The following is a 14,516-nucleotide window of genomic DNA, read 5'->3' as shown; positions in this document are numbered from 1 at the left end:
CCGTACGGACCGGTCCGCGCGGAGTGCCCGCGGCCGGGCCGTCGTCCAGGACCGAGACGTTGAGCGCCGCCGCACCGCGGGTGAGCGTCACCCGGACATGCGAACCGCCGGCGTGCCGTACGGCGTTGGTGAGCGCCTCCTGCACGATGCGGTAGGCGGCGGCGCCGACCGCGGGCGGCGCGTGGTCCGCGCCCGCGCCGACCGTGAGCGCCACCCGCGCCCCGGCCGCCTCGGCGGCACGGACCAGGTCGGGCACCCCCGGCAGTCCCGGCAGCGGCCCGAGCGGCCCCCCGGATCCCAGTGGGCCCCGGTCGTCGTCGGCGGCGCCGGACCGCAGCACCCGCAAGGTGGCGCGCAGCTCCGCGCGGGCGTCACGGCAAGTGTCGGAGATGGCTTCCAGCGAGGCGGCGATCGCCTCCCGGTCCAGCCGGTCCGGGTTGGCGATCAGGACGTGAGCGGCCACCGAGGTCTGCACACCGACCAGCGTGATCGTGTGCGCCAGCAGATCGTGGAGATCGCGGGCGATCCGCAGCCGCTCCTCCGCGACCCGGCGGCCCGCCTCCTCCTCGCGGGTGCGCTCCGCCCGCTCGGCGCGTTCCACGATCGCCCCGATGTACTTGCGGTGCATCCGTACCGCCTCGCCGACCAGCCCGACCGCGAAGATCCAGCCGGCGCTGCTGAGCATGTGGGTTCCCGTGTCGGGCCGGTCGAGCGTGGCCAGCATCACCCCGGCCATGAGGCCGATCAGGAGCGGTATCACCACGAAAGTGCGCAGCGGCGGCCCGGCGACCGCCAGGCTGTATAGCGCGACCATGGTGGTGGGGATCACCGCCTGATGGAGGTTGTCACTGCCGTGGTAGACCGACACGGCCAGCGCCAGCGCCAGCACCATGCCCAGCGGCGCCCGCCGCCGCCACACCTGGAAGACCGCGATGGTCACCAGCAGCGTCCACCCCAGGGCATCCGGCCGGTGGCCGCCAACGGCCGTGACCGGCAGCGTCAGGGCCAGCACCGCCTGGAGCGCCAGCAATCCGGCGGCGAGCAGCAGATCGTTGCGCGTGACGCGCACCGCTGGGGTGGTTCTCATGGGTGACACGGCTCCATCCTGTGTGCTGTGCGACGACCTGTCGCCGGACGGGCTGAAATCGCAGCCCGTCCGGCGCTGGGGGACAAGCCCCTGTTCCCCCGGGGACAAGCCCCCCGGGACGAGGCCCTAGCGGACCAGCTCCAGGTCGATGGCCGTCGGCTCGGGCGGCCGGGGCATCTCCCGGCTGAGCCGGCCTGGCCACCAGACGCGGCCGGCCAGCAGGGTGCTCGCGGCCGGGACCAGGAAGGTCCGCACCACGAAAGTGTCCAGCAGGACGCCGAGGGCGATCGTCGTGCCCATCTCGACCATCATCACCAGGGGCAGGGACGCGAGGACGGTGAAGGTGGCGGCGAGCACGATGCCCGCCGAGGCGATGACACCGCCGGTCGCCTCCAGCGCGGTGACGGCCGACCGCCGGGCGTCCGCGCCGCGCTCCGCCTCCTCCCGCATGCGGTGCATGAGGAAGATCCCGTAGTCGACGCCGCGGGCGACGAGGAAGACGAAACTCAGCAGCGGCAGGCCCGGATCAATGCCGTGGAAGCCGAGGACCGGGCCGAAGATCAGTCCGCCGATGCCGAGCGAGGCCGCCCAGACCCCGGCCATCGCCACCACCAGCAGCAGCGGCGCGACCAGGCTGCGCAGCAGCGCGGCGAGCAGCAGGAAGACGGCGACGAGCACCAGCGGCACGACGATCTTCCGGTCGCGGGAGGACGTGTCGGCGGTGTCGAGCTGCTGGGCGCTGAAGCCGCCGACGAGCCCGTGCTCCGCGGCCGTCCCCGTACGCAGCCGTTCGATCGTGCCGTGCTCCGCCGCCGTGTCGGGTGCGGCGGACGGGAAGGCCTCGATCTCGGTCCAGCCGTTCGCGGTCCTGCCCTTCGCCGTACCCGCGACGCCGTCGGTGGTACGGACCGTGGCCAGGACCGCGTCGGAGCGGGCGCTGGGGGCGAGCACGATGACGGCCTGGGCGCTGCGCTCGGGGAACGCCCGCTGGAGGGTGTGCGCGGCCGTCACGGACTCCGAGGTGACGGTGAAGGTGTCGTCCTGGCGCAGATCGCCTGGAAGGTTCCCGATGCCGAGCGCGAGCGCCCCGACGGCGACCGCGGAGGCGGTGAGCACCGCGACCGGGCGGCGTACGACGAGCGCGCCGATCCGGCCGTAGAGGCCCCGCGCCTCCTTCGGCCGGCTGCCGTAGCCGGGGATCAGCGGCCAGAACACCCGGCGGCCGAGCAGCACCAGGACGGCGGGGAGCAGGGTGGTCATCGCGGCGAGCGAGCAGATGATGCCGACGGCGCCGGTCGGGCCGAGGCCGCGGCTGCTGTTGAGGTCGGCGGCGAGCAGGCACAGCAGCCCGGCGACCACGGTCGCGGCCGAGGTGAGCACGGCCGGGCCGACGCCGCGCAGGGCGGTGCGCATGGCCTCGTACGGTTCCGGCCGCCGGCGCAGTTCCTCGCGGTAGCGGGCGATGAGCAGCAGCGCGTAGTCCGTTCCCGCGCCGAAGATGAGGACAGTCATCACCGAGGAACTCATGCTGGAGACGGTCAAGCCGAAGGCCTGCACCATGCCGTAGACGATGGCCATCGCGGTCCCCGCGGCGACGCCGACGGCGACCAGGGGCACCAGCCAGAGGAACGGGCTGCGGTAGGTGATGATCAACAGTAGCGCGACGACGGCGACGGTACCGATGAGCAGGGTGCCGTCGATGCTGTTGAAGACTGTCTTGGCATCGGCCTCCATCCCGCCGGGGCCACCGACCCGGACCGTCAGCCCGTCCGGACGGTCCTTGGCGAGCAGCACGCGGACGTCCGCGACCACATCCTCGGGCTTTCCGTCCTTCTGGGCGATCGCGACCGGCACCATCAGCGTCCGGCCGTCCTTCGCCGGCACGGCCCGGGGCACGCCGCCCACCAGGTCGTACGCGGCGTCCACGGCCGCCGTCTGCCGCTGGACGGCGGCGCGGTCGGTGGCGGTGATCCCCGAGGCGCGGTCGTAGACCAGCACGACATCGGTCGACCCGCCGCCGGGCATCGTCTGCTGGATCTTCGCGACCTGGGTCGACTGGGCGCTCGCCGGCAGATAGTCGACGGCGTCGTCGTGCTTGACGGCGCCGAGTCTCCCGGCGAACACCCCGGTGACGGCGAGTACCACGATCCAGAACCCGATCACCGCCCATGGCAGTATCCGGCGCCGCGGCTTGGCGGACCTCGCGGACTTCGTGGCCCCCATCAGGGCCTCCCCTCCTGGAACGACTGGCTTCCTGTGCACCAGCCTTCCGTCGGGGAAGCCCTCTTTCGTCACGCTCAGGACCGAACGACGGCCTACTCCCCGGGTCGTCGCGCCCGCCCGCTACTCCCCCGGGAGTACGCGGTACTCCTGCCACTTCGTGACGGCACCCTTCGGGTTCCAGGCGGAATTGGAGGTGTGCGTTGCCAGGCAGCGGTACTGCTTGCCCAGGTAGGACACGCGGTCATTCGCCGAGTACTGCTGTTTGACTTTCCATTCCGAGAATCCCGCTGCCATGTGATGACGCCCTTTCACGAGCCCGGCAAGCTGCCGCCTCACCGGAATCGTCCCACGCCATTCAACCGTTCCGCCCGCCCGGCGTTTGAGGGCGGCCTTTCTTACAGCCCGCCCGGCGCTTGAGGGCAGCAGTTGAGTTCAGACCTCAGGACGGCGTCCCAGCAGCCTCGGCGAGTAGCCGCTCGGTGTCCCCCGCGGGCAGCGCCAGGCAGCGGCCCACCGCCACCAGCGCCTCCCGCTCAGCCGGCAGATACGGCCCGTCGGCGAGGGCGATCCTGGCCCCCTGCAGCAGGATGCGCTCACGCCCCTGCGGCGCGAGGTGCGCGCTGAGCGGTTCCAGGGCCTCATGGAGCTCGATGGAGAGCCAGCTGCCGCAGCCGTCGAGGGCGTCGGCGAAGGAGTCGGGGCCGAGGGCGTCGGCCGCGCCGGGGAACCGGCCCGCGTCGGCGACGATCGCGGCCAGCAGCCCGAGGAGCTGGTCCTCGGTACAGTCCGTGAACCCCGCGGAGCGCACCGCGCGGACGGCCTCTTCCCTGGCAGGACGGCCCATGGCCCCGCCCGCCGTGAGGACGGCGAGGGCGACGGTGTGGACGGCGTCCCGCAGCATCGCGGAGAAGCGGGCCGTGGTGGGGTGGTCGAGCGTCTCGGGGCCGAAGTGCCCGTGGCAGCCGCTGCATTCGATGACGACACCGGCCGGCCCCCGGGTCAGCAGGGGAACGTTGAACACGGTCAGGCGACGGATGCCGCTGCGCCGGTGGTATCCGCGGTCGCCACCACAGTCGGGGCAGAAGAACTCCCCGTCGTCCTCGGTGTGCCATGCGGTCCGCACACCCCAGATGCACAGCCCTCTCAGCTGAACCACGTTGCACCCTCCGGCGTTTCGTCCCGGTACGCACCGATCCGGCCCGCACATGTGCGTAACGCCTCGGCAACGGTGCCGTTACTGCCGTGATGTTAGCCACACCAGTGACGCGCAGTCAGTACCGCGTAAGGGGGCATTTCCGGGACACCCCCTTCCCTGACGCGTTTTAGCAGGTCACAGCGGGTCGGCCCGGGATGAGGATTGACGCGATCTCGACGTTCGCCCGTACAGCGACCGTCAATTGGTCCCCAATTGGGTGTCCCCCAGGTGCGCGCCGGGACGGACGCGGACGCGCGAACGGCCGCGGCGAACCCTCGTGAGGGTCGCCGCGGCCGTTGCCCGCCGTAAGGCCGAAGCCGACTCAGCGGGCCGCGCGGTTGACGGCCGAGACGACCGCCTTCAGGGAGGCGCGGGTCGTGTTCGGGTCGATGCCGATGCCCCACAGCACCTTGCCGTCGATGGCGCACTCGATGTACGACGCGGCCTGGGCGCTGGCGCCCTCGCTCAGCGTGTGCTCGGTGTAGTCCAGCAGTCGCGCGTCGATGCCGACCGAGGACAGCGCGTCGAAGAACGCGGAGATCGGGCCGTTGCCGCTGCCGCTGAGCGTCGTCACGACGCCGTCCACGACGGCCTCCACGGTCAGTACGTCGCCACCGCCGGTGGTGCTCTCGGCCTGCGCGGAGCGCAGCTCGATCCGGCCCCAGGCGTTGTCCGGCGTGGGCAGGTACTCGTCGCGGAAGGTCTCCCAGATCTGCGCCGGGGTGACCTCGCCGCCCACGTCGTCGGTCTGGATCTGAATGATCTTGGAGAACTCGATCTGCATGCGGCGCGGCAGGTCCAGCTTGTGGTCGTTCTTCAGGACGTAGGCGATGCCGCCCTTGCCGGACTGCGAGTTGACGCGGATGACGGCCTCGTAGGACCGGCCGACGTCCTTCGGGTCGATCGGCAGGTACGGGACCGCCCACGGGATCTCGTCGACGGTCTTGCCCGACGCGGCCGCGTCGGCCTCCATCGCCTCGAAGCCCTTCTTGATGGCGTCCTGATGGGAGCCGGAGAAGGACGTGTAGACCAGGTCGCCCGCGTACGGGTGGCGCGGGTGGATCTCCATCTGATTGCAGTACTCGGTGGTGCGCCGGATCTCGTCGATCTGCGAGAAGTCGATCTCCGGGTCCACGCCCTGGCTGAACAGGTTCATACCCAGGGTGACCAGGTCGACATTGCCGGTGCGCTCGCCCTGCCCGAACAGACAGCCCTCGATACGGTCCGCGCCCGCCATGATCGCCAGCTCGGCGGCGGCCACCGCGGTGCCCCGGTCGTTGTGCGGGTGCACCGACAGGCACACGAACTCGCGGCGCGACAGGTTGCGCGACATCCACTCGAAGCGGTCGGCGTGGGTGCTGGCGGCGGAGCGCTCGACGGTCGCCGGCAGATTCAGGATGATCTCGCGGCCGGCCTCGGGCTGCCAGACGTCCATGACGCCCTCGCAGACGTCCAGGGCGAAGTCCAGCTCGGTGTCGGTGAAGATCTCCGGGCTGTACTGGTAGCCGAAGACCGTGTCGGAGCCCAGGATCTTGTCCGCGTACTCCATGACCAGCCGGGTGCCGTCCACGGCAATCGCCTTGACCTGCTCCTTCGATCCGCGGAAGACCACCCGGCGGAAGACCGGAGCGGTCGCGTTGTACAGGTGGACGGTCGCCTGGCGCGCACCGACCAGCGATTCGACGGTCCGCTCGATCAGCTCCTCGCGGGCCTGCGTCAGGACGGAGATCGTCACGTCCTCGGGGATCGCGCCCTCTTCGATGATGGAGCGCACGAAGGCGAAGTCGGTCTCGCCGGATGACGGAAACCCGACCTCGATCTCCTTGTAGCCCATCGTGACCAGCAGATCGAACATCGCCCGCTTACGGATCGGAGACATCGGGTCGATCAGTGCCTGGTTGCCGTCCCGCAGATCGGTGGACAGCCAGCGCGGCGCCTTGGTGATCCGGGCGTCCGGCCAGGTGCGGTCGGCGATGTCCACGGCGTCGTACGGCGCGTACTTGTGGATCGGCATCGCGGTGGGGCGCTGGCGCACACTGGCGGCGGTCACGGGCGTGGGGCGGCCTACTGAGTTCTCGGACATCTGCGGTGGGCTCCTCGTGGGATCCGGCTCTGGTACGGCCGACGGCGATGCGCACGCCAGAACTCCGCGGGGAGGGGGTCGGCCTACGACTACAGACCCTCGCCGCGGCAGCTAAGGAGAAGCAGCCCGAAACGCATGATGTGAACGACCATAGCCGAGCCCACTCGAATCCCGCACTGGAAGTGTGCTCCCTCTCAATATGCAAGACGAGCTGTTCTGTCCAGTAAAACCATGATCTTCCGTCCCTTTTCGCGAATCATCGTCGCAAGCAGTGACAGTCCCGCTGGCACGTGCCAGATTGCGGCCATGGACGCGACACGGACTTTCTGCACGATCATTCCTCCGCATGTCCTCGACAAGATGGCCACATCTGAGGACCGCGCGCTCTCCGATCTCGCCCGCGCCACGCTGGAGCGGGACGCGTTCGAGCGCACCCACCGCCGTCTGACCACGGTCATCGGCGCACCTTCCATCGCCGGCGCGACCGCCTCCGACCATCCGAAGCGGACGATCTACGACGCCAAGCACCAGACGGCGCTGCCCGGCCGGAAGACCCGCGGCGAGGGCGACAAGCCCGGCAAGGACCAGACCGCCAACCGCGCGTACAACGGTCTCGGCGCCACCTTCGAGCTGTACCTCAAGGCATACGGCCGTCAGTCCATCGACGACCAGGGCCTGCCGCTGAATGCGACCGTGCACTACAGCCAGGGGTACAACAACGCCTTCTGGAACGGCGAGCAGATGGTGTTCGGGGACGGCGACGGCCAGATCTTCCTCGACTTCACCCTGCCGCTGGACGTGATCGGCCATGAGCTGACCCACGGCGTCACCCAGTACACCGCCAATCTGACCTACTTCGGCCAGCCGGGCGCGCTCAACGAGTCCATGTCCGATGTGTTCGGCAGCCTCATCAAGCAGTACGCGCTCCAGCAGACCGCCGACTCGGCCGACTGGCTGATCGGCGCCGGGCTGCTCGGCCCGAGCATCAACGGTGTCGCGCTGCGCTCGATGAAGGAGCCCGGCACGGCCTACGACGACCCGCAGCTCGGCAAGGACCCGCAGCCGGGCACCATGGACCACTTCGTGGCGACCGGCCGCGACAACGGCGGCGTGCACATCAACTCCGGAATCCCCAACCACGCCTTCTACCTGCTGGCCGAGTCGCTCGGCGGGCATGCCTGGGAGCAGGCTGGGCAGATCTGGTACGACGTGCTGACCGGCGGGAACCTCTCCGCCCAGGCGACGTTCGCCGAGTTCGCCGGGCTGACCGTCGCCGCCGCCCAATCCCGGTTCGGTGAGGGCCCGGCGCACCAGGCCGTACTCAAGGCCTGGTCGCAGGTCGGCGTCCCGACGTCGACCAATGGCGCGGACCTCCCGCGTCCGCCCGGATAGCCGGTAAGCGTGCCGGGCGAGTAGGGCGATCAGGGCTGAGGAGCACTGTGCACATCGAAGTGATCCGTTCCGGCGGCTTCGCCGGAATCGAGCGACGGGCCGCGCTGGACACCACCGGCCGGCCCGACGCCGCCCACCTGCACGCCGTGGCCCGCGAGGCCCTCGCCCAGGGCGGGGCCGCGCCGGACCGTGGCGTGCCGGACGGTTTCCACTACGAGATCACCGTCGACGGCCGCACGGTCCACTGCGCGGACCCGCACCTGACCGAGGCGCAGCGCGACCTGATCCAGACGATCCTGAAGGAGGGCGCGTAACCCCGCACCGGCCTGTCAGAGGGGCCGGCGGAGTTAGAAGCCCAGCTTCCGCAGCTGCTTCGGGTCGCGCTGCCAGTCCTTGGCGATCTTCACATGCAGGTCCAGGCTGCTGTCTCCCGGGGGCAACCCCCGTACCCCCGGCCGAACCGCCGGAGGCACCGTCCGCCGGAGCGGATCCCCCCGCGTTAGAAGCCCAGCTTCCGCAGCTGCTTCGGGTCGCGCTGCCAGTCCTTGGCGATCTTCACATGCAGGTCCAGGAAGACAGGCGTGCCGAGGAGCGCCTCGATGTGCTTGCGCGACTTGGTGCCGACGTCCTTGAGGCGGGCGCCCTTGGGGCCGATGATGATGCCCTTCTGGCTGGACCGCTCGATGTAGATGTTCGCGTGGATGTCGAGCAGCGGCCTGTCCTTCGGCCGGTCCTCGCGCGGGATCATCTCCTCGACGACGACCGCGATGGAGTGCGGCAGCTCGTCCCGTACGCCTTCGAGCGCGGCCTCGCGGATCAGTTCCGCGACCATGATCTGCTCGGGCTCGTCCGTGAGGTCGCCGTCCGCGTAGAGCTGCGGGCCCTCGGGGAGCAGCGGGACGATGAGGTCGGCGAGCAGGCCGACCTGCACGTCCGCGACGGCCGAGACGGGAATGATCTCCGCCCACTCGATGCCCAGCTCACGGCCCAGCTCGGAGATCGCGAGAAGCTGCTCGCGCAGCACCTTGTCGTCGACCAGGTCCGTCTTGGTGACGATCGCGATCTTGGGGGTCTTGCGGACCCCCGCGAGCTCCTTGGCGATGTACTTGTCGCCGGGGCCGAGCTTCTGGTCGGCGGGCACGCAGAAGCCGATCACGTCGACCTCGGCCCAGGTGGAACGGACCACGTCGTTGAGCCGCTCGCCCAGCAGCGTGCGCGGCTTGTGCAGACCAGGGGTGTCGACGAGGATCAGTTGCGCGTCGGGCCGGTGCACGATGCCGCGCACGGTGTGCCGGGTGGTCTGCGGCCGGCTTGAGGTGATGGCGACCTTGATGCCGACGAGAGCGTTCGTGAGGGTCGACTTGCCCGCGTTGGGGCGGCCGACGAAACATGCGAAGCCGGACCGGTGGGCGGCCTCGGAGGACTGGGTACTGGCGCTCATGGCGCTCATTCTCCCCGATCCCGGCCGGGCCGGGACACACCGGCACCCGGCGGGCCGGGAAGCGGGGCCGGGAAGGGAGCCGTCAGCCCGCCGCGACGGTGATCCGATGCGTCCCGTCCGGGCCCGCGAGGTGCACCGGGGTGTCCGGGCCCCCGAGGTCGCGGACGGCCGCCCGGTCGGCGTCCGCCGGGGTCTCGGCGGCGGTGACGACGGCTGCCGCCTCCAGCGACTGGGCGCCGCTGGCGACGGCCATCGCGACGGCCGTCTGGAGGGCGCTGAGCTTCAGCGAGTCCAGCGCGACCGTACCGGCGACGTAGGTGCGGCCGGTCTCGTCGCGTACGGCCGCGCCCTCGGGCACGCCGTTGCGGGCGCGGGCGGACCGCGCCAGGGTGATGATCTTCAGGTCCTCGGGCCCCAGCGGGGTCGCACCGGTCGCATCGGTCGCACCGTTCGCATCGGTCGTCGCATCGCTCATACCGGCGAGCATAAAGCGCCTGCCCTAGCCCGCGACCGGCCGCATGGTGTCCCGGCGGCCCTCCGGCGACGTCAGCCGCTCCAGCTTGGCTGCGGTGTCCGTGCCGGGCAGCGGGTTGTGCATGACGATGGTCAGGTCCGGCCGGGCCGGAATCCGCAGCTGGGTGCTCTCGAAGTGCAGCGATCCGGCGGTCGGATGGATGATCTCCTTGAGCGTCTGGCCACTGGCCTGCACATCGCCGCGCGCCCAGATCTCCGCGAACTCCGGGCTGACGGCGGCCAGTTCCTCGACCACCGCGCGGAACCCCTCGTCGTCCGGCCGCTCGGAGACCGCCGCCCGGTACTGCGCGACGACGGAGGCCGCCAGCTCGTCCCAGTGGTCGACCCGGCCCCGGTAGCGGGGGCTGGTGAAGAAGGTGACCAGGCAGTTGGTGTCGTCCGGCGTGAAGGCGAAGGCGAGCCCGGCCGCGTCATTGAAGGCGATGATGTTCCAGTACGCGTCCATGACGTGCGCGGGGAACGGCATCCACGCGTCGATCAGCCGGTGCAGGCCGTCGCAGAAGTCCGACCCCGGAGCGGCCTCCGGCAGCGGCGGATTGAGCCCGGCCAGACCGTAGAGATGGCGGCGCTCACTGCCGTTCAGCTTCAGTACCCGGGCGACCGCGTCCAGCACCTGCGGCGACACGGTGATCTCACGCCCCTGCTCCAGCCACTGGTACCAGGACACCCCGACCCCGGCGAGCACCGCGACCTCCTCGCGGCGCAGCCCCGGAGTACGGCGGCGGGCTCCGCCGTCCGGCAGGCCGGCCTCAGTGGGGCTGATCCGGGCGCGGCGGGCCATCAGGAACTCGCGCAGCTCCTGACGGCGGTACGACTTGGCGGACGGCATCGACTTGGCTGCGTTCTCCACTCGCTCCCCCTGGCTGGTGGTCCGGCCACCAGCATAAGCACGGGCTCCCCACCCCAGCGCGATCCGCCCGAGGGTGTGGACATGGCAATCGACTCCTCCTCCGCAACCGCCCAGGCTCCAGCCTCGGCCCTGGCTCCGGCCCCTTCCCCGTCCCCGGCTCCGGCCCCTTCCTCGGCCCCCTCCTCGGCCCCCGACAAGCTCACCACCCGCGCGAAGCTGGTTCTGTTCGTGCTGTGCGCGGCGCAGTTCATGATCGCGCTCGACTTCTCCATCCTGAACGTGTCGCTGCCGGTGCTCGGCAACGACCTGGGCATGAGCCGGGCCAATCTGCAGTGGGCCGTCACCGCGTTCGCGCTCCCTTCCGGCGGCTTCCTGCTGCTCTTCGGCCGGATCGCGGACCTGTTCGGACGGCGCAAGCTCTTCCTGACCGGGCTGGCCGTCTTCACCGCGGCCTCGGCCCTGGCGACCCTGGCGTGGGACCCGGCCTCCTTCCTGGCCGCCCGCGCGATCCAGGGTCTGGGCGCGGCCGTGATCGTGCCGACCGGCATGTCCCTGCTGACCACCACGTTCCCCGAGGGCCCGCTGCGGGACCGCGCGCTCGGCATCAGCGGCACCCTGCTCTCGCTGGGCTTCACGATCGGCGTCGTCCTGGGCGGTGTGTTCACCGACAACTTCGGCTGGCGTTCGACCATGGCCATCCTCGCCGTCGCGGGTGTCATCGTCCTGGCCGCCGCCCCCGGCCTGCTGACCGAGTCCCGGCACCCGCAGCGGCCCCGTATCGACATCCCCGGCGCGGTGACCGTCACCGGCGGGCTGCTGGCCCTGATCTACGCCCTGACCACCGCGGCCCAGCAGGGCTTCGGACGGGCCGACGTCGTCGCGTCCCTCGTCGCGGGTGTCGCGCTGCTGATCGGCTTCGTCGTGGTCGAGTCCCGCGCCGCCGAGCCGCTGGTCTCGCTGCAGATGCTGCGCAAGCGCACGGTGGCCTGGGGCAACCTCGCCGGGATCACCACCTTCGCGATGATGAGCACGGTCGTCTTCCTGCTCACCCTCTATCTGCAGGAGATCCGCGGCCTGTCCGCGTTCCAGACCGGCCTGGTCTTCGGTGTGCAGGGCATCGCCGCCGCGATCACCGGCATGACGGCGTCCAAGGTGATCGGCCGGTTCGGCACTCGCACGACCCTGGTCGGCGGCCTCGTCCTGCAGTCCGCCCTGACGGCGGCGCTGCTCTTCCTCGGTACCGGCTCGTCCGGCACGTGGATCGCGCTGGTCGGAGCGGCGGTGGGCTGCATCGGGCACCTCTGGGTGATCGTCTCCTACGGCATCACCGCCACGTCCGGCCTCCCCGACAACGAGCAGGGGCTGGCCACCGGCCTGGTCACCAGCTCCCAGCAGCTCGGCCTCACCATCGGCATCCCGCTGCTGAGCACCCTGGCCTCCAGCCGCACCCACCTGCTCGACGGCATCCACCTCGCACTGGCCGCCGACGCCGCGATCGTGCTGGTGGTAGCGGTACTGGTGGCGGTCGGCCTGCGGCCGGGCGCGGCTGCTCGTAAGTGAACGGCGAGGACCGGCGATCGTCGGATCCACTGGGTCCGAACAGGCCTTACCGCAACGGCTGATACATCCTCAGGTGCGAAACTGGCGCATTGTGCGAATCACTTGAGGGTCCGCCAGATAGGTGAAAATTCGAGTTCGAGACTCTGACGGTATGTCACTCGCATGGGCCTTTCTTCTGATTTGCTGCTTATGGTCTTATTGCCACAATCCAGTACTGAGTGACGGTCCATCACCGCCTCCGGCAGGAACTCACCCTGCTGCAAGGCCTGGCCAGAGCTCACACGGGTGCTCGGAATGCCCACGCCGGCGCGACCGAGCTCAACGGCGACGAGAAAGGTCATGTCCTATGGCAGTGGCTGCCAGTCCGCCCGTCCCCTCAAACAGGGGGCGTTCGCGTACTCGACTCAAGGGAACCTTCCGCTGGCTGCTACCAGCCATAGCGTTGCTGACGACGACCGCTCTGGTCTCGACCACCGCGCACGCCGCAGAAGCCCCCGTGACATTGGGGACCGACACCAGTTACGCGGTATTGGGCGGTTCAACGGTCACCAATACGGGCCCCAGCGTTATCAACGGCGACCTGGGGCTCAGCCCGGGCTCTTCGGTGACGGGCTTCCCGCCCGGAATCGTCAACGGCGCGCAGCACGTAGCCGACGCCGCAGCCCTTCAGGCGCAATCCGACCTGGTCATTGCCTACAACGACGCGGCCGGCCGGGCACCCACGGCCCTTGTCTCGGGCGATCTCGTCGGACAAACGCTGACGAGGGGCGTGTACAAGTCCTCGGGGCCACTCGGGCTCACCGGGACCGTCACCCTTGACGCGCAGGGTGACCCCAGCGCCGTCTTCATCTTCCAGATCGCCTCGACCTTGATCACGGGTTCGGCGAGCAATGTCAGCCTCATCAACGGAGCACAGCCCTGCAACGTGTTCTGGCAGGTGGGCAGTTCCGCCACCATCGGAACCAATTCCTTCTTCAAGGGCAACATCCTGGCCCTGACATCCATCGCTGCGCAGACCGGCACGGTGATCGAAGGCCGGGCCCTGGCGCGCAATGGCGCGGTCACGCTGGACACCAACACCATTACGCGGGCGGCCTGCACGGTGGGCCCGCCCGGCCCGACCGGCCCGCCCGGCCCGACCGGCCCGACCGGCCCGACCGGTGGTCCCGGTCCGACCGGTGGTCCCGGTCCGACCGGTGCTCCTGGCCCGACCGGTGGTCCCGGCCCGACTGGCGCGCCTGGTGCCCCCGGCACTCCTGGTGCACCCGGCCCTAATGGCGCTCCTGGTGCGGCCGGTGCCCCCGGAACCCCTGGTGCTCCCGGTTCTCCCGGTGCACCCGGCCCTAATGGCGCTCCCGGTACGGCCGGTGCCCCCGGAACCCCTGGTGCTCCCGGTGCACCCGGCCCTAATGGCGCTCCCGGTGCGGCCGGTGCCCCCGGTACTCCCGGTGAGGCCGGAGCCCCCGGCGCCCCCGGCGCCCCTGGCACCCCTGGTGCCCCTGGTGCCCCCGGCGCTCCCGGCGCCCCCGGTACTCCCGGTGAGGCCGGAGCTCCTGGTGCTCCCGGCGCCCCCGGTCCGACTGGAGCTCCGGGCCCCACCGGTTCCGCGGGACCTGCGGGACCGGCCGGACCTGCGGGACCGGCCGGACCTGCGGGACCTGCGGGACCTGCGGGACCCTCTGGGCCTCCCGGTGCTCCGGGCGGTGACGATCATGGCGGTCATGGACCGGATGACCATGGGGAGGGTGACCACGGACCGGATGACCACGGGAAGGGTGACCACGGACCGGATGACCACGGGAAGGGTGACCACGGACCGGATGACCACGGGAAGGGTGACCACGGACCGGATGACCACGGGAAGGGCAAGGACCAGGGCAAGGGCGATCACCATCAAGGCGAGCTCGCCGAGACCGGCGCGGGCAGTGAGGTCGGTCTTCTGGCCGCCTCGGCCACCACGCTCGCACTGGGAGGCGTGATTCTCGTCTTCATGAGGCGGAGCCAACGACGCGCAGCCCGACGGCACTAGTGCAGCGCGTCGCAGGTCCTTTGCCGGTTGGGCGGGCTGGGCGCGGTCACGCCTCGTGGTCGGCGAGGTGGACGGTGGCGGCGGGGTCGAAGGCGTCGTTGGGGTGGCCGGTCGAGAACCGG

The 14,516-nt window shown here is 70.6% G+C and carries 12 protein-coding genes; 4 read left to right on the top strand and 8 right to left on the bottom strand.

The genetic code is table 11. The annotated features are described in order from the left end of the window. The 5 genes from QMK24_RS38710 to leuA form a co-directional block, all read right to left on the bottom strand. Positions 1–1,087, bottom strand: a 1,087-nt coding sequence (locus tag QMK24_RS38710; protein WP_283471589.1) for a sensor histidine kinase, incomplete at its 3' end; no start/stop codon positions are given. Between the two features lie 126 nt (positions 1,088–1,213). Continuing rightward, positions 1,214–3,310, bottom strand: a complete 2,097-nt coding sequence (locus QMK24_RS38705) for an MMPL family transporter (protein WP_283471588.1) — start codon at positions 3,308–3,310, stop codon at positions 1,214–1,216. Positions 3,311–3,430: 120 nt separating this feature from the next. After that, on the bottom strand, positions 3,431–3,604 hold the full coding sequence (locus QMK24_RS42145) for a carbohydrate-binding protein (protein ID WP_502962624.1): 174 nt from the start codon (positions 3,602–3,604) through the stop codon (positions 3,431–3,433). A gap of 145 nt (positions 3,605–3,749) precedes the next feature. After that, positions 3,750–4,517 carry a TerB family tellurite resistance protein gene (locus QMK24_RS38700; protein ID WP_502962625.1) on the bottom strand — a complete coding sequence of 256 codons (768 nt, stop codon included), beginning with the start codon at positions 4,515–4,517 and terminating at the stop codon, positions 3,750–3,752. Between the two features lie 310 nt (positions 4,518–4,827). Continuing rightward, entirely contained in the window at positions 4,828–6,588 is a 1,761-nt protein-coding gene (leuA, locus tag QMK24_RS38695) for a 2-isopropylmalate synthase (protein ID WP_283471587.1), read from the bottom strand. Positions 6,589–6,894: 306 nt separating this feature from the next. Between leuA and QMK24_RS38690 the strand changes: the two genes are divergently transcribed. Together QMK24_RS38690 and QMK24_RS38685 are read left to right on the top strand one after the other, a co-directional pair. Continuing rightward, positions 6,895–7,980 carry a M4 family metallopeptidase gene (locus QMK24_RS38690; RefSeq protein WP_283471586.1) on the top strand — a complete coding sequence of 362 codons (1,086 nt, stop codon included), beginning with the start codon at positions 6,895–6,897 and terminating at the stop codon, positions 7,978–7,980. A 47-nt stretch (positions 7,981–8,027) separates the two neighbouring features. Continuing rightward, on the top strand, positions 8,028–8,294 hold the full coding sequence (locus QMK24_RS38685) for a protealysin inhibitor emfourin (protein ID WP_283471585.1): 267 nt from the start codon (positions 8,028–8,030) through the stop codon (positions 8,292–8,294). A gap of 185 nt (positions 8,295–8,479) precedes the next feature. On the opposite strand, the gene era is transcribed toward QMK24_RS38685, so the two are convergent. The 3 genes from era to QMK24_RS38670 form a co-directional block, all read right to left on the bottom strand. Continuing rightward, positions 8,480–9,430, bottom strand: coding sequence for a GTPase Era (gene era / locus QMK24_RS38680; protein ID WP_502962626.1), 951 nt, complete (start codon positions 9,428–9,430; stop codon positions 8,480–8,482). 73 nt (positions 9,431–9,503) lie between these two features. Further along, positions 9,504–9,896: a cytidine deaminase-like protein gene (locus tag QMK24_RS38675; protein WP_283471583.1), complete on the bottom strand. Its 393-nt coding sequence runs from the start codon at positions 9,894–9,896 to the stop codon at positions 9,504–9,506. 24 nt (positions 9,897–9,920) lie between these two features. After that, a complete protein-coding gene (locus QMK24_RS38670; protein ID WP_283471590.1) occupies positions 9,921–10,784 on the bottom strand; it encodes a helix-turn-helix transcriptional regulator in 864 nt (287 codons plus the stop codon). Positions 10,785–10,886: 102 nt separating this feature from the next. On the opposite strand from QMK24_RS38670, the gene QMK24_RS38665 reads away from it, so the two are divergent. Next, entirely contained in the window at positions 10,887–12,365 is a 1,479-nt protein-coding gene (locus QMK24_RS38665) for an MFS transporter (protein ID WP_283471582.1), read from the top strand. 151 nt (positions 12,366–12,516) lie between these two features. Beyond that, positions 12,517–14,394, top strand: a complete 1,878-nt coding sequence (locus QMK24_RS38660; RefSeq protein WP_349362012.1) for an ice-binding family protein — start codon at positions 12,517–12,519, stop codon at positions 14,392–14,394. The last annotated feature ends 122 nt before the right edge of the window (positions 14,395–14,516 follow it).

Origin of the sequence: Streptomyces sp. PH10-H1 (genome assembly GCF_030063355.1) — a bacterium.
Taxonomy (GTDB): domain Bacteria; phylum Actinomycetota; class Actinomycetes; order Streptomycetales; family Streptomycetaceae; genus Actinacidiphila.
This window is presented reverse-complemented; position numbering and strand designations above follow the sequence as displayed.